Genomic DNA, 18,545 nt, shown 5'->3' with positions numbered 1-18,545 from the left:
GGAGAAACCCATGGGACAGCGCACGCCTCTGTATGACCTTCATCTCGCCCTCGGCGCGAAGATGGTCGATTTTGGCGGTTGGGATATGCCTCTGCATTACGGCTCGCAGGTCGAGGAACACCATCAGGTGCGCCGCGATTGCGGGGTTTTCGATGTATCCCATATGACCGTGATCGATGTCGACGGCCCCCAGGCCAAGGCCTGGCTGCAATACTTACTGGCCAACGACGTCGAGCGCCTGCACAGCCCCGGCCGTGCCTTGTACAGCGCCATGCTCAACGAGCACGGCGGTATCGTCGATGACATGATCGTCTATCGCCTCGATGACGGATATCGGCTGGTGGTCAACGCCTCCACCCGCAATCAGGACCTGGCCTGGATGCAGGCTCATCTCGGCGACTTCGATGTGCAGCTCAACGAGCGTTCCGAGTTGGCGATGCTGGCCATTCAAGGCCCTCACGCCCGGCACAAGATTGCCGAATTGGTGACCCAGTCCCGCGCTGCGCTGATCCAGCAGCTCAAATATTTCGAAGGTCAGGCCGACGGTGACTGGTTCATCGCCCGCACCGGTTACACCGGTGAGGATGGTCTGGAAATCGTGCTGCCGGCCGATCAGGCGCCGGGTTTCTTCAACGATCTGGTGGGCGCGGGTATTTCCCCGATCGGCCTTGGCGCGCGCGATACCTTGCGGGTCGAAGCCGGGATGAACCTGTACGGTCAGGACATCCATCAAGACGTTTCACCGTTGGCCTCCAACATGGCCTGGAGCATTGCCTGGGAACCGGCCTCGCGCCAGTTCATCGGGCGCACGGCCCTGGAAGCCGAACAGGCCAATGGCGTACAACACAAACTGGTCGGTCTGGTCCTTGAAGAGCGTGGCGTTTTGCGAGCGCATCAGGTGGTTCGCATCGCCGATGTTGGCGAAGGGGAGATCACCAGTGGTAGTTTCTCTCCTACGCTTAGCAAGTCGATTGCACTGGCGCGCGTGCCGGCGGCCACCGCCGACCGCGCTGAAGTGGAAATCCGTGGCAAGTGGTACCCGGTTCGAGTGGTCAAGCCGACCTTCGTACGCCATGGCAAAACCTTGATCTAACCTTTTTTGGCGGTCAATGACTGCCGACATTTTTCTTGAGGACACAGAACATGAGCGAAATTCCTGTCGACCTGCGTTTTGCCGAAAGTCACGAATGGGCCCGTCTAGACCATGATGGCGGCGTGAAAGTGGGTATTTCAGACCATGCTCAGGAAGCCTTGGGTGATGTGGTGTTCGTCGAGCTGCCGGAAATCGGCAAAGTGTTCGCTGCCGGTGAGGCTGCGGGTGTCGTCGAGTCGGTCAAGGCTGCGTCGGATATCTACTCGCCGGTCTCCGGCACAGTCATTGCCGTCAACGAAGAGTTGGCCAACAGCCCGGAACTGGTCAACAGCGCGCCTTATGACAGCTGGTTCTTCAAACTCGAGCCAAGCGATACCTCTGAGCTGGACAAGCTGCTCGACCCGATGGGCTACAAGGCCGCCATCGGCGAGTAATACCCGCTTTGCAGGAGCTGTCTTCGGCAGCTCCTGCAAAGGCCGAATCAAGTCCGCAACACGGCTTTCACCGCAGCCACCGAACGCTCGACATCCGCTTTATCCATGGCCGTGAACATCGGCAGCGAGACGATCAGTCGTCCGACCCGTTCGGCGACCGGGAACATGCCTTCCTTGAACCCGCGTTCGCGGTAAAGACTCAGCAGGTGGATCGGCGGGTAGTGATAGCCGATACCCACTCCCAGTGCCTGCATCTGCTCCATGAAAGTGGCCCGTGCCGGTTTGCCATCCTGGCGTTCCGGGAGCACCAGTTGGAACAAATGCCAATTGCTGTTCTCGAAATCCGCCGGGGGCAGTTGAGCACCGTACTGCGCTTCGAAGTCCTCGCCGAAGCAAGCGAAGTAATGTTTGGCCAGCTCACGACGATGAGCGGTGATCGCTTCGATGTGGGCAAACTGCCCCAGGCCAATGGCTGCCGCGACATCGGTCATGTTGAACTTGCCGCCCAGCACATCAACGTCCAGCCCGTCGAAACCGCTGCGGGTGACGCCCTGCAAGCGGTACTTTTCCGCCAGCCGCGCTTCCTCGGCGTTGTTCAGTACCAGGCAACCGCCTTCTGAACAGGTGACGTTCTTGTTCGCCTGGAAACTGAAGGACACGAAATCGCCAGTCGCACCGATTCGCTGGCCGTTCCAGCTCGAACCCAATGCTTGGGCGGCATCTTCCACCACTCGCAAACCATGCTTTTTTGCAATCGCGTAAAGGCGCGTCATGTCCATGGGCAGTCCCGCGAGAAACACCGGGATGATGGCTTTGGTGCGTGGGGTAATCGCTGCTTCAAGCTGCGTCAGGTCTATATTGCGGGTGACTGGGTCGATGTCGGCAAACACCGGCGTGGCGCCAACTTCCAGAATCACGTTGGCGGTGGCCACCCAGGAAATCGGCGTGGTGATCACTTCATCACCCGGTCCGACGCCGGCAATTCGCAATGCGATCTCCATGGTGCAGGTGCCGGAATTGAACGTACGCACTGGGCGCCCGCCGAAATATTCCGAGAGTTGCGCTTCAAAAGCCTGGACCTTGGGGCCGCTGGTAATCCAGCCCGAGCGCAGCACATCGCCGACAGCGGCAATCGTGGCTTCATCGATGGTGGGTTTGGAGAAGGGCAGGAAAGACAGTTGGCTCATAAATGTGGATACCCGATCAGCGAACGTTTGTAGGCGCCGAGCATAATGATCCGGATTGACCGACAGCGCCACGCCATCCGTGCCGGTATCGACTGCTATGCTGGTTTGACCGAGTTGCATCGACGCTGAGCGCCAGTCATGAGAGAGCCCGTCATGTCCCAGTTGCCGTCCTTGAGCCAGTTACGCGACCCCAATACCTTCCTGCGCCGCCACCTCGGGCCCGATGCCGCCGAGCAGCAGGCGATGCTCGACAGCCTGGGCCTTGGCAGCCGCGTCGAGTTGATCGAGCAGACGGTGCCGCCGGGAATCCGCCTCAACCGACCGCTGGACCTGCCGCCGGCCCTCGATGAGGTAGCCGCACTGGCCAAACTGCGCGGCTACGCCGAACAGAACCAGGTCTGGACCAGCCTGATCGGCATGGGGTATCACGGCACCCTCACGCCGGCCGTCATCCTGCGCAACGTTCTGGAAAATCCCGGTTGGTACACCGCTTACACGCCTTACCAACCGGAGATTGCCCAAGGCCGGCTCGAAGCGCTGTTGAATTTCCAGCAACTGACCATCGACCTGACCGGTCTGGAACTGGCCAACGCCTCGCTGCTGGATGAAGCCACGGCGGCCGCCGAGGCCATGGCGCTGGCCAAGCGTGTCGCCAAGTCCAGAAGCAATCTGTTCTTCGTCGACGAAAACTGTCACCCGCAGACGATTTCCGTGGTGCAGACCCGGGCCGAAGGGTTCGGTTTCGACCTGGTCATCGACGCTGTGGAAAACTTGAAGCAGCATCAAGTGTTCGGCGCGTTGCTGCAATATCCCGACACCCATGGCGAAATTCGCGACCTGCGTCCGCTGATCGATCATCTGCATGCCCAGCAAGCCTTGGCCTGCGTCGCCACCGACCTGCTCAGCCTGTTGTTGCTGACTCCGCCGGGAGAGTTGGGCGCCGATGTGGTGTTCGGTTCATCCCAGCGCTTCGGCGTGCCCATGGGGTACGGCGGCCCGCACGCGGCGTTTTTTGCCAGCCGCGACGAGTACAAACGGGCGATTCCCGGGCGGATCATCGGCGTGTCGAAAGATGCTCGCGGCAATGTCGCCCTGCGCATGGCCCTGCAAACCCGCGAGCAACACATTCGCCGGGAGAAGGCCAACTCGAATATCTGCACCGCCCAGGTGCTGCTGGCCAATATCGCCAGTTTCTATGCGGTCTACCATGGCCCGGAAGGGCTTAAAAATATTGCCCAGCGTGTCCATCGGCTGACCTGCATCCTCGCCGCCGGTCTGGAACGCCATGGCGTTACACGTGTGAACCAACAGTTCTTCGACACGCTGACCCTGGAGGTCGGTGGCACTCAGACCGCGATCATCGAAAGTGCCCAAGCGGCGCAGATCAACTTGCGCATTCTCGGTCGCGGGCGGTTGGGCCTGAGCCTCGATGAAACCTGTGACGAAGGCACCGTGGCGAAGCTGTTCGATGTATTTCTAGGGGCCGATCATGGGCTCAACGTCGAGGAACTGGATGCTGAGACCCTGGTGTCCGGCATTCCTGCAGGATTGCAGCGCAGTACGCCTTATCTGCGTCATCCGGTGTTCAACGCCCATCACAGCGAAACCGAAATGCTGCGTTACTTGAAGCAGCTGGAAAACAAAGACCTGGCGCTCAATCAGTCGATGATCCCGCTGGGATCCTGCACCATGAAACTCAATGCCACCAGCGAGATGATCCCGATCACCTGGCCGCAGTTCGCCAACCTGCACCCGTTCGTGCCGAAAGAGCAGGTGGTGGGTTATTCCTTGATGATCGAGGAACTGGAACGCTGGCTCTGCGCAATCACCGGTTTCGATGCGATCTGCATGCAGCCCAACTCGGGCGCCCAGGGCGAATACGCCGGGTTGCTGGCGATCCGTAAATATCACGAGAGTCGTCATCAGGGCGCGCGGGATATCTGCCTGATCCCGTCTTCGGCCCACGGCACCAACCCGGCCTCGGCGCAAATGGCCGGGATGCGGGTAGTGATCGTCGAGTGTGACGAGGCGGGTAATGTCGATCTGGAAGATCTGAAAGAAAAGGCCATCGAGGCGGGGGATAAACTCGCCTGCCTGATGGCGACTTATCCTTCGACCCATGGGGTTTACGAGGAAGGCATCAGCGAGATCTGTGAAGTTATCCACCGCCATGGCGGTCAGGTGTACATGGATGGCGCCAACCTCAACGCGCAAGTCGGGTTGGCGCGGCCGGCAGATATCGGCGCCGACGTGTCGCACATGAACCTGCACAAGACTTTCTGTATTCCCCACGGCGGTGGTGGGCCGGGGATGGGCCCGATTGGTGTCCGGGCGCACCTGGCGCCGTTTGTCGCCAATCACCCGGTGGTGCCGATCGATGGCCCGCTGCCGGGGAATGGTGCGGTAAGCGCAGCCCCTTGGGGCAGTGCAAGCATTCTGCCGATCAGCTGGATGTACATCGCGATGATGGGGCCGCAACTGGCGGATGCGAGTGAGGTGGCGATCCTCGCCGCGAATTACCTGGCGCAGCATTTGTCCGGGGCGTTCCCGGTGCTCTACACCGGGCGCAACGAGCGCGTGGCCCACGAATGTATCCTCGACTTGCGTCCGCTCAAGGTGCTGACCGGGATCAGCGAAGAAGACGTTGCCAAACGCCTGATGGACTACGGCTTCCATGCGCCGACCATGTCATTCCCGGTGCCGGGGACGTTGATGGTCGAACCGACCGAGAGTGAATCGAAGGCGGAACTGGACCGTTTTATCGATGCGATGCTGAGCATTCGCGCGGAAATCAACGAGGTGCAGAACGGCAACTGGCCGGCGGAGGACAACCCGCTGAAGCGTTCGCCGCATACCCTGGCCGACATCACCGGTGTCTGGGAGCGGCCGTACAGCATCGAGCAGGCGGTGACGCCGGATGCACACACCAAGGCCCATAAGTATTGGCCGGTGGTGAACCGTGTGGACAATGTCTACGGCGATCGCAACCTGTTTTGCGCGTGTGTGCCGGTGGATGAATACCGCTGAAGTCACTCGCTCCTACAAATCAGGGGCGAAAAAATGCCGCTCATTTAGAGCGGCATTTTTTGTTCAGCAACGAACCTTACTTCGAGGCGATGGCATTCTTCGCCAGGATGGCGTTCGCCAGTTCCATGTCCGTGGCTTGCAGGCCAGGGTTTTCAGCGCGGACTTTCTGCATGGCGGCTTCCAGATAGGGGCCGCGAATGGCGCCGTCACTGGCGACAAAGCTGCCGGCGTCGTCCTGGGCGGCGACGATCAGCTTGTGATCCCTGGAGGTCAGGTAGGACGTACCGGTGGTGGCACCGGAAGTAAGGACGTTACGCAAAAAGCTGTCATCAGCCATCGCCGAACCGACTTGAAGGGACAACACGGCGAAGGTAGCGACAGCAAGTTTGAGACGCATAAAAGGTGACTCCACTGGGTTTTAACTGCGGCCTTTGATTGCCAATAACCCAATCGAGTTCCGTGACGTTAGTCGGCCCGCTCCACCAGTAAAATCGCCCCTTGCTGCCCGATCACCCGAACACGGCTGCCGGACGCGGCATCAGGCCCTCGGGCCATCCACACACCATCGGCGACCTTGATCTTGCCGCGGCCATCGACAATCGCTTCAGTGACCACGAACACCTTGCCGATCAGCTCTTGCCCTCGCAGGTTCAGGTTCGGCTGATCGCTGGCCCGCACCACACTGCGCTGACGTCTCCACCAGTACAGGGCGGTGAGGATCGAAAAAACGGCAAACAACAGCACCTGCCATTCCCAGGGTAAACCCGGTATCAGGAACTTCAGCACGCCGACGACGGCGGCTGCCATGCCGATCCACAGCAGATAACCGCCGGCACCGAACACCTCGAGGATCAGCAACAGCGCACCCAGGGCCAGCCAGCTCCAGAACGAGAACAGTTCCATGGGCGGCGACCTCAGCCTTTCTTGCCGTCGAAGGTGGCCTTGACGATTTCGCCGATGCCGCCGACTGCACCAATCATCGAACCGGCTTCGAGCGGCATCAGGATCACTTTGCTGTTGTTGGCCGAGGCCAGTTTGCCCAAGGCATCGATGTACTTCTGTGCGACGAAGTAGTTGACCGCCTGCACGTTACCGCCGGCGATGGCTTCGGACACCACTTTGGTGGCCTGGGCTTCGGCCTGGGCCTGACGTTCCCGGGCCTCGGCTTCGAGGAACGCCGCCTGACGACTGCCCTCGGCTTCGAGAATCTGCGCCTGCTTCTTGCCTTCGGCGGTGAGGATCGCCGAAGCGCGCAAACCTTCGGCTTCCAGAATCTGTGCGCGCTTGATCCGCTCGGCTTTCATCTGGCCGGACATGGCGGCCATCAGGTCGGCGGGAGGGCTGATGTCCTTGATCTCGATCCGGGTGATCTTGATGCCCCACGGCGCAGTGGCTTCGTCGACGGTGCGCAGCAGTTTTTCGTTGATGTTGTCGCGCTGGCTGAGCATCGCGTCCAGCTCCATGGACCCGAGCACGGTGCGGATATTGGTTTGCAGCAAATTGCGCACGGCATGTTCGAGGTTGTTCACCTCGTAGGCGGCCTGGGCAGTATTGACCACCTGGAAGAAGCACACGGCGTCGATCTGCACGGTGGCGTTGTCGGCGGTGATGACTTCCTGGGGCGGAATGTCCAGCACGCTTTCCATCACGTTGATCTTGCGGCCGATGCGGTCCATCACCGGAATGATGATGCTCAGGCCTGGCTTGAGGGTGTTGGTGTAACGGCCGAAGCGTTCGACCGTCCATTCAAACCCTTGGGGCACCACTTTGAAACCCATGAAAAGAATGGCCACGACCAGCGCGACGAAGAGAATCAGTGCAATGCTCATAACGGTCCCTGTCCAGTCTGGATTGAGTTGCGATGACCAGAGTGTAGGGCAAAAGGTTTGGATGCGACTTGGGGGAAGTATCCGAGCGCAATCTGTAACCTATTTCTGCTCACTCTGCGGTGTCACCCGCAACACCTCTTCAATCGTGGTCAACCCCGCCGCCACTTTCTGCGCCCCCGACAACCGCAAACTGCGCATGCCTTCCTTGAACGCCTGACGCCGGACCGCCAGCAAGTCGGTGTCGGGGTTGATCAGCGCTTTGATGCCATCCGTCAGCTGCATGATTTCGTAAACCCCGGCGCGACCGCGATAGCCGGTTTCGCGGCATTCCAGGCAACCGATGGCGCGCTGGGCATTGGTCGGCAGTGGCGCTTGCCAAGGCCGGGTCAGGGTTTGCCAATCGTCTTCGCCCAACGTCAAGGGGGCCTTGCAGTGAGGGCATAACGTACGCACCAGGCGCTGGGCCATGACCCCGAGCACCGTGGCCTTGATCAGGTAATGCGGCACGCCGAGTTCCAGCAGGCGGCTGATGGCGCTGGGGGCATCGTTGGTGTGCAACGTCGACAGCACCAGGTGGCCGGTAAGTGCCGCCTGAATTGCCATCTCGGCGGTTTCGAGGTCGCGGATCTCGCCGATCATGATGATGTCCGGGTCTTGTCGCATCAGCGCGCGCACGCCGGCGGCAAAGGTCAGGTCGATGTTGTGCTGGACCTGCATCTGGTTGAACGCCGGTTCGACCATTTCGATCGGGTCTTCAATGGTGCAGAGGTTGACCTCCGGCGTCGCCAGTTTTTTGAGGGTGGTGTACAGCGTGGTGGTCTTGCCCGAACCGGTTGGCCCGGTCACCAGAATGATGCCATTGGGCTGGCGGATCATGTCTTGCCAGCGGCGCAGGTCCTCGGCGGAGAAGCCCAGTTGGTCGAAATCCTTGAGCAGCACTTCCGGGTCGAAGATCCGCATGACCATCTTCTCGCCGAACGCTGTCGGTAATGTCGACAACCGCAGCTCGACTTCGCCGCCGTCCGGGGTCTTGGTCTTGACCCGGCCGTCCTGGGGTTTGCGCTTTTCCGCGACGTTCATCCGCCCCAGGCTTTTCAGGCGGCTGACGATGGCCATGGTCACTTGCGGCGGGAATTGATAGACGTTGTGCAGCACGCCGTCGATGCGAAAGCGCACCGTGCCTTGCTCGCGCCGGGGCTCGATGTGGATATCGCTGGCCCGTTGCTGGAACGCGTACTGGAACAGCCAATCGACGATGTTGACGATGTGCGCATCGTTGGCGTCCGGCTCCTGGTCGCTGGCGCCGAGGTTGAGCAATTGTTCGAAGTTGCCCAGGTTGCTTGTCTTCTGATCGGCGTTGGTGGCGCCGGTGACCGATTTAGCCAGGCGGAAAAACTCCACGCTGAAGCGCTGGATATCCACCGGGTTGGCCACCACGCGCTTGATCGGCAGTTTCAATACGTGGGTCAGGTCGACTTCCCAGCCGCTGACGAAGGGCTGGGCGCTGGCCACGGTGACGGCATCACGGTCGATGGCCACCGCCAGAATCTTGTGGCGTTGGGCGAAGGCATAGGACATCAGCGGCGTAATGGCGGCGACGTTGATTTTCAGTGGGTCGATGCGCAAGTAAGGCTGGCCGGCCTGCTGGGACAGCCACAGCGTCAGGCTTTCCAGATCGAGGTGTTTACCGGGACGGCTGAGGTCGTCCAGATGTTGGCTGGCGATGAACTCCAGCGGATGTTGCTGAGCATTGGTGGCGTGACGGCGGCGGGCGTTGAGTGCGTGTTCGGCAGAGTCCTGGCTGACAAAGCCCTGGGCGACCAGTTCACGCAGCAAATCGTTAAGGTCCAGCCAGCGGTCCTGAGTGGCAAGTTGAACGGACATGCGGGCTCCTTATGAACAACCGTTCGCAAAGGATAGCTGGGCACCCGCAGACCGTTGGGCCACTACCCGACCAACACGTGTCGGGTTTTTTCAGGGGAGGGGGTCAGCCCGCTGCCTGCGCCGGCTCCTGCCACGCCGAATCGGCCGCTTGCAGATTCACCGAGCAGACGCTGATCAGGTTACGCAGCTTTTCCGCGATCACCTGGGCTCGGTGCCAGCTCAGGCCGTCCATGACGATGTCGATTGATAGCAGATCGTCCAGGCGCTGCACGTTGACCTGCTGCGGCGTCAGAAACTGCAAGGCGAACAGATTGAGCGCGCGGCACAGCAGATCCGGCTCGGCCTCGGCCAGCAGTTGGTATTGAACGCGGCAGTGCGTGTTGCTGACGTTCCAGACATCGGCGCGGGCGGGCGCGGTGTTCACGGCTTCGAGGGGCGGCATGGTCAGGCTCCAAAATCATTGGAGGAATTTTTACATTCGGTGTGGGGTATTTCTTATCTATGATTGGGCTTGTTGACGATTTATCGAATCGATCAATTCAAGATCATATTAATTTCAGGTTTTTCTATGCATAGCGAGCTGGATGGCTACGACCGCAAGATTCTCGCGTTGCTGCAAGAGGACGCTTCGCTCTCCAGCGCGCAGATCGCCGAACAGGTGGGACTCTCGCAGTCGCCCTGCTGGCGGCGGATTCAGCGGATGAAGGAGGAGGGGATCATTCGCGGTCAGGTGACGTTGCTTGACCGCAAGAAAATCGGCCTCAACACGCAAATCTTCGCCGAGATCAAACTCAACGCCCACGGGCGCTCGAACTTCACTGAGTTCACCGAAGCGATTCGCGGTTTTCCCGAAGTGCTGGAATGTTATGTGCTGATGGGATCGGTGGATTTCTTGTTGCGGATCGTCACGGCAGACATTGAGGCTTATGAGCGTTTCTTCTTCGAGAAACTGTCGATGGTGCCGGGGATACAGGAGGTCAACTCGATCGTGGCTTTGTCGGAAATCAAATCCACGACGAGTTTGCCGGTGTTGCGTTGATTGTTGCGGTAGAGGTTTTTTGTGGCGAGGGGGCAAGCCCCCTCGCCACAGGGTGTTACAGACGCAGCAGGGTCTTCCAGGCGCGATTCTGATACACCGCAATCGCCTGCTGCTTACGCGCATCCAGCGACTCATCGGTGATCGGCTCGTTAGCCAGCAGGGCAAGCTGTTTCAACTCACCGTACAAGCGATCCATTTCCGGGATGTCCAGCACGCTACGGGCGTGGTGCAGCCAGGCCTGGATACGCTCGATGCGCGGCAGTTGTTCGGCCAGGTCTTCCGGCTGTTGCTGGTAACGCTGCAGTTGCAGCGAGTTGGCTTCTTCGCCCAGAAGGCGTGGCAGCCAGCTGCCCAGTTGCGCGGCGCCCTGGCGATTGCCACGGGTGTTGCGATCGGCAGCCCAGGTACGGGCCAGCAACCAGCGCGAAGTGTTCAGCGAGAACAGGCCCCAACGCGGATCTTCCAGCTCTTCGAGGAACTGCTCCGGCGCGGCTTTGCGCACGTCTTCGTCGTCCAGGCCGGCCTGTACCAGCGGGCGCCAGTCTTCCAGCAAGGCATCCAGCGCGACCCGCAGATCGTGAGTCGACTGACGCGGCGCGGCTTGACCGAGGCTGCTGATCAGCGCGCGCATTTCAGCGAGGTTTTCGACCCAGTCCTGCAGCAGGCGCCAGTGGCCATTGAAGCGATACTGCTCGGCCAGGCGCTGGCTGCTGCCAAGCAAATGCCAGCACAAGGCGGCGAACGCATCGTCCAGTGGCATTTCGGCGGTGATCTGCGGCGCCGGCAAGCTCAGCGAGTAGCTGTTGGCGTCGAACAGGCGATAACCGCGTTCGGCCTTGCTGATGTCGCATGGCATCAGCGGCAGGGTCGCGGCCAGTTCGGCGGCCAGTTCCAGCAGTGCGGCCGGCTCGCCTTCGCGCAGTTCCAGTTCCAGCTCGCAGATTTCTTCTTTCTGCTTGCCGACCACCACGTGGCCCAGGTCCAGCGCGGCTTCGATGACCACTTTGGTCTTGCCACGGCCCCAGGCGATTTCCGCGCGTTCACGCACGAAATCGGTGGTGAAGATGGCTTTCAGGGTTTTCTTGTCCAGTTCGGCCAACTGCTCGGGCCAGCATTCGCCGTCGAGCTTCTTCACGTCGAGTTTGGCTTTGGGCAGGTGCCAGTCGTACTCGTGACGTTCGGACAGACCGGCGACGCTCTGGCCACGGGTCTTGAGGGTCTGAATCACTTCTTCGCCATCGCGGCGCAGGCGCAGGGCAACCTTGGCGCGGGCCAGGTCGCGCTCGGGCGTGTCGAAGTACTGGTTCATCAACTCACGGCGTTCCCAGCCACTTTTGTTGCGTTTCTTCAGTAACGGGTGCTCGCGCAGGGCGGCGAGGGTTTCGCGGCTGACGCGGAGTTTGATTTCGGTTTCTTTCTGCATGGCCGGAAAATCCAGGATCGGGAGCGCAGCCGGGGAAATGTGTGGCTGCCAAGGTCGTGCAGTGTACAGGACTCAAGGGTTGTAGGGTCTGTTGACGCTTGGTGACGGCCGCGACGGTTTATTCCTGTCGCCGGATGGCTCTATGATGGACTTCAATTCGGGAGTTGGGAGTCAGCGATGCCTTTGCCGTCCATGAAAGATCAGTTCGCTGCGCTGATCGCCGCGCCGTCCGTCAGCTGTACCCAACCGAATCTGGATCAAACCAATCGGCCGGTCATCGACTTGTTGGCGACATGGCTCGGGGAGCTGGGTTTTGCCTGCGACATCCAGCAGGTCAGCCCCGGCAAGTTCAACCTGCTGGCCAGTTTCGGTTCCGGTCCCGGCGGCCTGGTGCTGGCCGGTCACAGCGATACGGTGCCGTACGACGCGGCGCTGTGGCAGACCGATCCGCTGAAACTGACGGAAGTGGACGGCCGTTGGGTGGGCCTGGGCAGTTGCGACATGAAGGGCTTTTTTGCCCTGGCCATCGAAGCCGTCAAACCCTTGCTCGAGCAACCATTCAAGCAACCCTTGCTGATTCTTGCGACCTGCGATGAAGAGAGCTCGATGTCCGGTGCGCGTGCCTTGGCCGAAGCCGGGCGGCCACTAGGTCGTGCGGCGGTGATTGGCGAGCCGACGGGGCTGAAACCGATCCGTCTGCACAAAGGCGTGATGATGGAGCGCATCGATATCCTCGGTCAGAGCGGTCACTCCTCGGACCCGAGCCTGGGCCATAGCGCCCTTGAAGCCATGCACGATGCCATCGGCGAACTGCGCGGCTTGCGTCTGGCGTGGCAGCGGGAATTTCGTAATCCGCAGTTCAGTGTGCCGCAGCCGACGATGAATTTCGGCTGCATTCACGGTGGCGATAACCCCAACCGCATCTGCGGCCAGTGCTCGCTGGAATTTGACTTGCGTCCGCTGCCGGGCATGGACCCCAGTGCCCTGCGCGCGGCGATTTTGCAGAAGCTCAACCCTATTGCCGCACGGCACCAGGTGAAGATCGATTACGCGCCATTGTTCCCCGAAGTGCCGCCATTCGAGCAGGCCGAGGACTCGGAATTGGTGAGGGTCGCCGAAAAGCTCACCGGCCATCGCGCCGAAGCAGTGGCGTTCGGCACAGAAGCGCCTTATCTTCAGCGCCTTGGCTGTGAAACACTGGTCTTGGGCCCCGGCGATATCGCCTGCGCCCACCAACCGGGGGAATACCTCGAAATGTCACGTTTGCAGCCTACCGTGCATCTATTACGTCAACTGATCGAACATTACTGCCTGACGCCGGCGTCGCTCGTATAAATTGCCAGTGTCACTACCCGTACTTATGAGGAGAGCGCGCGTGTCGCCAAGCCTGTTCCGACGATAACCATCAGCCCGCTGTGCGTTTACTGCGTTACTCTTTTTTCGGCTGCTATTTATTACAGGCCCAGGTTCATGCCCGAATACGTCAATTGGCTTCGTCACGCTTCGCCTTACATCAACGCCCACCGCGATTGCACCTTCGTCGTCATGCTGCCCGGCGACGGTGTGGAGCACCCGAACTTCGGCAATATCGTCCACGACCTGGTGCTGCTGCACAGCCTGGGCGTGCGACTGGTACTGGTTCACGGTTCGCGTCCGCAAATTGAAACCCGCCTCGCTGCTCGCGGCCTGACCCCGCACTACCACCACGGCATGCGCATCACCGATGCAGCGACGCTGGAGTGCGTGATCGATGCGGTCGGCCAACTGCGCATCGCCATCGAAGCGCGGTTGTCCATGGACATGGCCTCGTCGCCGATGCAGGGCTCGCGCCTGCGGGTGGCCAGCGGCAATCTGGTCACTGCGCGGCCGATCGGCGTGCTCGAAGGTGTCGATTATCACCACACCGGCGAAGTGCGCCGGGTCGACCGCAAGGGCATCAATCGCCTGCTGGACGAACGCTCCATCGTGCTGTTGTCGCCGTTGGGTTACTCGCCGACCGGCGAAATCTTCAACCTCGCCTGCGAAGACGTCGCGACCCGTGCGGCCATCGACCTGGGCGCAGACAAGTTGCTGCTGTTCGGCGCCGAGCTCGGTCTGCTGGATGAGCAGGGTCGTCTGGTTCGCGAGTTGCGTCCGCAACAAGTGCCGGCACACCTGCAACGCCTGGGCAGCAACTATCAGGCCGAGCTGCTGGATGCGGCCGCTGAGGCATGCCGGGGCGGTGTGGCGCGCAGTCATATCGTCAGCTACGCCGAAGACGGCGCGCTGCTGACCGAACTGTTCACCCGTGACGGTGGCGGTACGCTGGTGGCCCAGGAACAATTCGAAGTTGTGCGCGAGGCGGCCATCGAGGACGTCGGCGGTTTGCTGGACTTGATCAGCCCGCTGGAAGAGCAGGGCATTCTGGTTCGCCGGTCCCGCGAGGTATTGGAGCGCGAAATCGAGCAGTTCAGCGTGGTCGAGCGTGAAGGCATGATCATCGCCTGCGCGGCGCTGTATCAGATTGCCGATTCGGATGCGGGGGAGCTGGCGTGCCTGGCGGTGAACCCGGAGTACCGTCATGGCGGTCGCGGTGATGAATTGCTGGAGCGCATCGAAACCCGCGCCCGGGCTCAGGGCCTGAAAACCCTGTTCGTGCTCACCACCCGGACCGCCCACTGGTTCCGTGAGCGAGGATTCGTGCCGAGCAGCGTCGATCGCCTGCCGTCGGCGCGGGCGTCGCTGTACAACTATCAGCGTAATTCGAAGATCTTCGAAAAAGCCCTCTGACTGAGTGGCTGTCTATATTGGCTTTTGTGGCGAGGGAGCTTGCTCCCTCGCCACAGGTTTTGCGTGCTACTCGGTGACGTATTTGGCGCTGACATACGGCGCATAGTCCGGCAGCACCGCCTCTACCTTCCCTTGTTCCTGCAAGAATTTCGTTCTCTCGCCAATCGCTTTGGCCGTGCCGTCATTGCGCTGCGCGGTGATCTGCTGCGCGGGGCTGACCATTTCCGGATCGTTATTGAAACGACGCCAATCGACTTTATGGCCTATGGTTTCTCGAATCGTCGTCGGCTCGAAGGCCTGCGGTGGGGGGGGACGCCGGTTTGATAGCCGAACGCGAGCGTCGTCGCCTGAGTGGAAAGAGAAAATATTAGCGATACACAAACTGTAACAAATTGACTAGATAGTGCGCGTTTAGCCATGATGGCGTCGCCTTTTCGATAGGGATTGACGCGTACGGGATGTGCCAAAGCCAATGGGAATAAAAAAAGGCTGGTAAATACCCTTTAGGAATTAGCTTTTGGGCCAATGCCGTTATATCCGGTTCGATGAGCCGCCGGCAGGGACTCAATATTCGACGTTAGACCTTGGTCGTAGACACACATGGTTACGATTGACTTGGTAGTCACGGTCTGGCGCTAATCGCGCATCTGTGGATCCAGGGCTCTCGACCCAAGACCAAAGAACACAAAAATTAGAAAACGAGAGGAGCGAAACATGAATAAGTCCACCTTAGCCCTGGCTGTGGCCGTGGGGGTTTTGGCGCAGCAGGCAGGCGCAGCGGGTTTCCTGGAAGATAGCAAGGCTTCCGTCAGTTCTCGCACGATGTATTACGACGCTGACGTACGTGAAGGTGCGAGCACTCCTGCTAACAGACAGCGAGAAGCCGCTGAGGGTCTCAAGTTCGATTACCTGTCCGGGTTCACCCAGGGTACCGTTGGTTTCGGTATCGACGCCCAGGCACTGGTCGGCATCCATCTGGATGGCGGCAGGGGACATCACCCGCTCGGTAACAGCAACTCCTTCTTCCCGAGCGACGGCGACAGGTCCGCCGACGAGTGGAGTCGTCTGGATGGCAACGTCAAGGCGCGCTTCTCGAAGACCGAGGCCCACTTGGGTGGCGCTTTGGCACCTAACTTGCCGATCCTGATCGCGAACGACAGCCGTGTGCTGCCGCAGACCTTTGACGGTGGGACCATCACCTCGAAGGAAATTGACAATGTGACCTTCAACTTGGGTCAACTGGAGCACGCGTCGGGTCGCGCCTCCTCCAACAGAACTGGCCTGGCAGTGGCTGGCGGTACTCATGACAGCAACCAGTTCCGTTACGCCGGTGCTGACTGGAAAGTCACCAAAGACCTCACGCTGCAGTACTACTACGCGAACCTGGAAGACTACTACAAGCAGAACTTCCTCGGCCTGGTGCACGTCTACCCGATCGCCCCGAACCAGTCGTTCAAGACTGATATTCGTTATTTCGACAGCAGCTCCGATGGCAAGAACGGCGACGTCGGCTACCGCTTCAACAACAACAATGGTTACGCCAAGAATCCAGGCGAGGTCGATAACAAGACCTGGAGCGCGACGTTCACCTACACCCTGGGTGGCAGCGCGTTCCTGCTTGGTCATCAGCGTGTCAGCGATGACGGCGGCTTTGTCTTCTTGAACCAGGGCAGCCTGATCGATAGCAAAGGTCGTCCAGAAGGTGCCGGTGGCGCCAGCTTCTACTCGTTTACCGACGCCACCGTGGGCAGCTTCATCCGTGCCGGTGAAAACACCACGTACGGTCAGTACTCCTATGACTTCGCCTCACTGGGCGTGCCAGGTTTGAAAGCTTCGATTGCTTACCTCGATGGCCGAGACATCAAGGCAACCAACGGCGTGGGTAAAGACCTGAATGAGCACGAGACTGACGCGCGTGTGGACTACGTGATTCAAACGGGCCCACTCAAAGGGTTTGGCACGACTCTGCGTCACGGTACTTACAGCGGTAATACCAGCACCGCTGACCAAGACCAGACCCGTCTGATCTTCAACTACACCTACAGCTTCCTGTAATAACCCTCAAAAAAAAGCCTCGCCTGTTGGCGAGGTTTTTTTTGGTGTGTTTTTTTATATTCCAAAAAAATAGCTTAAGTTGATTATTTATTCTTTTTTGTTTTTTACCCAAGTCTATAAAATGAATCCATCAGGTACTCATTGGCAGCGACACGAGTATCGGATTCAGCACCCCCCGATTTTGAAGATCAAGGAATTGGTTCATGAGCCGATACCTTATGTCCCGGCATGGATATATATGCCTAAATGGCATTAAAAAAAACCGCGATAAATCTTTTGGTTTGTCATGTCGGCAAAAACAAGGGGGCTGACCACCCGGCGCTCATTGCGCATCTTTGGATCCGGGCACTCGACCAGGACCAGGAACCCAGAATTAGAAATGAGAGGAGCGAAACAATGAACAAGTCCACCTTGGCCCTGGCTGTGGCCGTAGGGGTTTTGGCGCAGCAGGCAGGCGCCGCCGGTTTCATCGAAGACAGCAAGGCTACATTGGGGCTGCGTAACTTCTACATCAACACCGATAACCGCGATTCCGACGCGGGTACCGCCAAGGTCAAGGCCAACGGCGTTCAAAGCAAGAACGAAGAATGGGGCCAAGGTTTCGATCTGCGCTTCACTTCCGGCTACACCCAAGGCACTGTCGGCTTCGGTATCGATGCCATCGGCCTGTTGGGCGTGCGTCTGGACACCGGTGGCGGTACTAACGGCGCCACTTCGACTTCTTACGGCGGCACTGTTTTCCCAAGTGAGTCCAACGGCAAAGCGGTTGATAACTTCTCCAGCCTGGGCCTGACTGCCAAAGCCAAGATTTCCCAGACCGAATTGAAGTTGGGTACCCTGCAGCCAAAACTGCCGGTGATCGTGACCAACGACGGTCGTCTGCTGCCGCAAACCTTCCAGGGCGGTCAGATCACCTCGAACGAAATCAAAGACCTGACACTGGTTGGCGGTCAGATCGAGCACGCCAAGGGGCGTAACTCCAGCAACAACGAAGAGTTGTCGATCGCTGGTGCCAACGCTCACACTGCTGCCGGTCGTGACAGCAACAAGTTCATCTATGGCGGTGGCGACTACAAAATCACCAAGGACCTGACCGCCCAGTACTACTACGGCAACCTGGAAGATTTCTACAAGCAGCACTTCCTGGGTCTGGTTCACAACTGGTCGATTGGTCCAGGTGTACTGAAGTCTGACTTCCGTTACTTCAACAGCCGTAACGATGGCGCCAACGGCCATGACTCTGCCTATTTCACTACAGGTGACTACGGAACCGGCATTACCAAAGGTAAAGTCGACAATAACCTGTATAGCGGTCTTTTCCTGTACTCGGTTGCCGGTCACACCTTCGGCGGCGGTTACCAGGTCAGCAATGGTAATAGCGACTTCCCTTGGCTGAACCAGGGTGATGGCTCGTCGGCTTACCTGACTACCGACAGCCAGATCGCCAAGTTTGCCCGTGCTGGCGAACGTACCTGGCAAGCTCGCTACGCGTTCGATTTTGCCAAAGTCGGCGTCCCAGGCCTGACTGCGGGCATGGTTTATCTGCGTGGCGATAACATCGACACAACCGGTAAAGTGGGGGCAGCTCAGACTAGCGTCAACGCAACTGGCCGTTCCGAGTGGGAACGCGACCTGACCCTGGCGTACGTAGTACAAGAAGGTCCGTTGAAAAACCTGGGCCTCACCTGGAAAAACGCCATGTGGCGCAACGACATCCCAGGTCAGCGCGACCAGGACGAAAACCGTCTGATCGTCAGCTACTCGATCCCGCTGTTGTAATAGCGCTCGCATAACCTGTCTAGTCC

At 59.5% G+C, this 18,545-nt stretch carries 16 protein-coding genes; 8 read left to right on the top strand and 8 right to left on the bottom strand.

Features of this window, described 5'->3' with window-relative positions:
* Window positions 1-10 precede the first annotated feature (10 nt).
* Together gcvT and gcvH are read left to right on the top strand one after the other, a co-directional pair.
* The gene (gcvT, locus tag FFH90_RS29385; protein ID WP_138866477.1) at window positions 11-1,093 is read left to right on the top strand and encodes a glycine cleavage system aminomethyltransferase GcvT; all 1,083 of its coding nucleotides are present in this window, start codon (window positions 11-13) and stop codon (window positions 1,091-1,093) included.
* Between the two features lie 50 nt (window positions 1,094-1,143).
* Window positions 1,144-1,527 (top strand): glycine cleavage system protein GcvH, encoded by a 384-nt coding sequence (gene gcvH / locus FFH90_RS29380; protein ID WP_138866476.1) that lies wholly within the window; start codon window positions 1,144-1,146, stop codon window positions 1,525-1,527.
* A 47-nt stretch (window positions 1,528-1,574) separates the two neighbouring features.
* On the opposite strand, the gene FFH90_RS29375 is transcribed toward gcvH, so the two are convergent.
* Window positions 1,575-2,714: a DegT/DnrJ/EryC1/StrS aminotransferase family protein gene (locus FFH90_RS29375; protein ID WP_138866475.1), complete on the bottom strand. Its 1,140-nt coding sequence runs from the start codon at window positions 2,712-2,714 to the stop codon at window positions 1,575-1,577.
* Window positions 2,715-2,867: 153 nt separating this feature from the next.
* On the opposite strand from FFH90_RS29375, the gene gcvP reads away from it, so the two are divergent.
* Window positions 2,868-5,741 (top strand): aminomethyl-transferring glycine dehydrogenase, encoded by a 2,874-nt coding sequence (gene gcvP / locus FFH90_RS29370; RefSeq protein ID WP_138866474.1) that lies wholly within the window; start codon window positions 2,868-2,870, stop codon window positions 5,739-5,741.
* 76 nt (window positions 5,742-5,817) lie between these two features.
* Here gcvP and FFH90_RS29365 read toward each other — a convergent pair whose 3' ends face one another.
* The 5 genes from FFH90_RS29365 to FFH90_RS29345 all read right to left on the bottom strand — a co-directional run bounded on the left by FFH90_RS29365 (window position 5,818) and on the right by FFH90_RS29345 (window position 9,896).
* Window positions 5,818-6,138, bottom strand: coding sequence for a DUF2388 domain-containing protein (locus FFH90_RS29365; RefSeq protein WP_007940372.1), 321 nt, complete (start codon window positions 6,136-6,138; stop codon window positions 5,818-5,820).
* Window positions 6,139-6,206: 68 nt separating this feature from the next.
* Window positions 6,207-6,644: an NfeD family protein gene (locus FFH90_RS29360; protein WP_064621031.1), complete on the bottom strand. Its 438-nt coding sequence runs from the start codon at window positions 6,642-6,644 to the stop codon at window positions 6,207-6,209.
* A gap of 11 nt (window positions 6,645-6,655) precedes the next feature.
* Complete coding sequence (locus FFH90_RS29355) at window positions 6,656-7,570, bottom strand: SPFH domain-containing protein (protein ID WP_007940374.1); 915 nt, start codon at window positions 7,568-7,570, stop codon at window positions 6,656-6,658.
* Window positions 7,571-7,669: 99 nt separating this feature from the next.
* On the bottom strand, window positions 7,670-9,454 hold the full coding sequence (locus FFH90_RS29350; RefSeq protein ID WP_028939117.1) for a GspE/PulE family protein: 1,785 nt from the start codon (window positions 9,452-9,454) through the stop codon (window positions 7,670-7,672).
* A 103-nt stretch (window positions 9,455-9,557) separates the two neighbouring features.
* Window positions 9,558-9,896, bottom strand: coding sequence for a hypothetical protein (locus FFH90_RS29345; protein WP_028939116.1), 339 nt, complete (start codon window positions 9,894-9,896; stop codon window positions 9,558-9,560).
* Window positions 9,897-10,022: 126 nt separating this feature from the next.
* On the opposite strand from FFH90_RS29345, the gene FFH90_RS29340 reads away from it, so the two are divergent.
* Entirely contained in the window at window positions 10,023-10,493 is a 471-nt protein-coding gene (locus tag FFH90_RS29340) for an Lrp/AsnC family transcriptional regulator (protein ID WP_018927598.1), read from the top strand.
* A gap of 55 nt (window positions 10,494-10,548) precedes the next feature.
* Here the strand turns inward: FFH90_RS29340 and FFH90_RS29335 are convergent, their stop codons facing one another.
* A complete protein-coding gene (locus FFH90_RS29335) occupies window positions 10,549-11,916 on the bottom strand; it encodes an inorganic triphosphatase (RefSeq protein ID WP_138866473.1) in 1,368 nt (455 codons plus the stop codon).
* Window positions 11,917-12,093: 177 nt separating this feature from the next.
* Between FFH90_RS29335 and argE the strand changes: the two genes are divergently transcribed.
* Both argE and argA read left to right on the top strand, forming a co-directional pair.
* On the top strand, window positions 12,094-13,251 hold the full coding sequence (argE, locus tag FFH90_RS29330) for an acetylornithine deacetylase (protein ID WP_111453013.1): 1,158 nt from the start codon (window positions 12,094-12,096) through the stop codon (window positions 13,249-13,251).
* 135 nt (window positions 13,252-13,386) lie between these two features.
* Entirely contained in the window at window positions 13,387-14,685 is a 1,299-nt protein-coding gene (gene argA / locus FFH90_RS29325; protein ID WP_019580550.1) for an amino-acid N-acetyltransferase, read from the top strand.
* A 66-nt stretch (window positions 14,686-14,751) separates the two neighbouring features.
* Here argA and FFH90_RS30085 read toward each other — a convergent pair whose 3' ends face one another.
* Entirely contained in the window at window positions 14,752-14,907 is a 156-nt protein-coding gene (locus FFH90_RS30085; protein WP_168206190.1) for a hypothetical protein, read from the bottom strand.
* 492 nt (window positions 14,908-15,399) lie between these two features.
* Here FFH90_RS30085 and FFH90_RS29320 point away from each other — a divergent pair, with 492 nt between their 5' ends.
* Together FFH90_RS29320 and FFH90_RS29315 are read left to right on the top strand one after the other, a co-directional pair.
* The gene (locus FFH90_RS29320; protein ID WP_064621028.1) at window positions 15,400-16,740 is read left to right on the top strand and encodes an OprD family outer membrane porin; all 1,341 of its coding nucleotides are present in this window, start codon (window positions 15,400-15,402) and stop codon (window positions 16,738-16,740) included.
* A 396-nt stretch (window positions 16,741-17,136) separates the two neighbouring features.
* The gene (locus FFH90_RS29315) at window positions 17,137-18,519 is read left to right on the top strand and encodes an OprD family porin (protein WP_064621027.1); all 1,383 of its coding nucleotides are present in this window, start codon (window positions 17,137-17,139) and stop codon (window positions 18,517-18,519) included.
* Window positions 18,520-18,545 lie beyond the last annotated feature (26 nt).

Origin of the sequence: Pseudomonas sp. ATCC 43928 (assembly GCF_005938665.2) — a bacterium.
Lineage (GTDB): Bacteria > Pseudomonadota > Gammaproteobacteria > Pseudomonadales > Pseudomonadaceae > Aquipseudomonas.
Note: the sequence above shows the minus strand (reverse complement) of the source record. Positions and strands in the feature narration are given on the sequence as shown.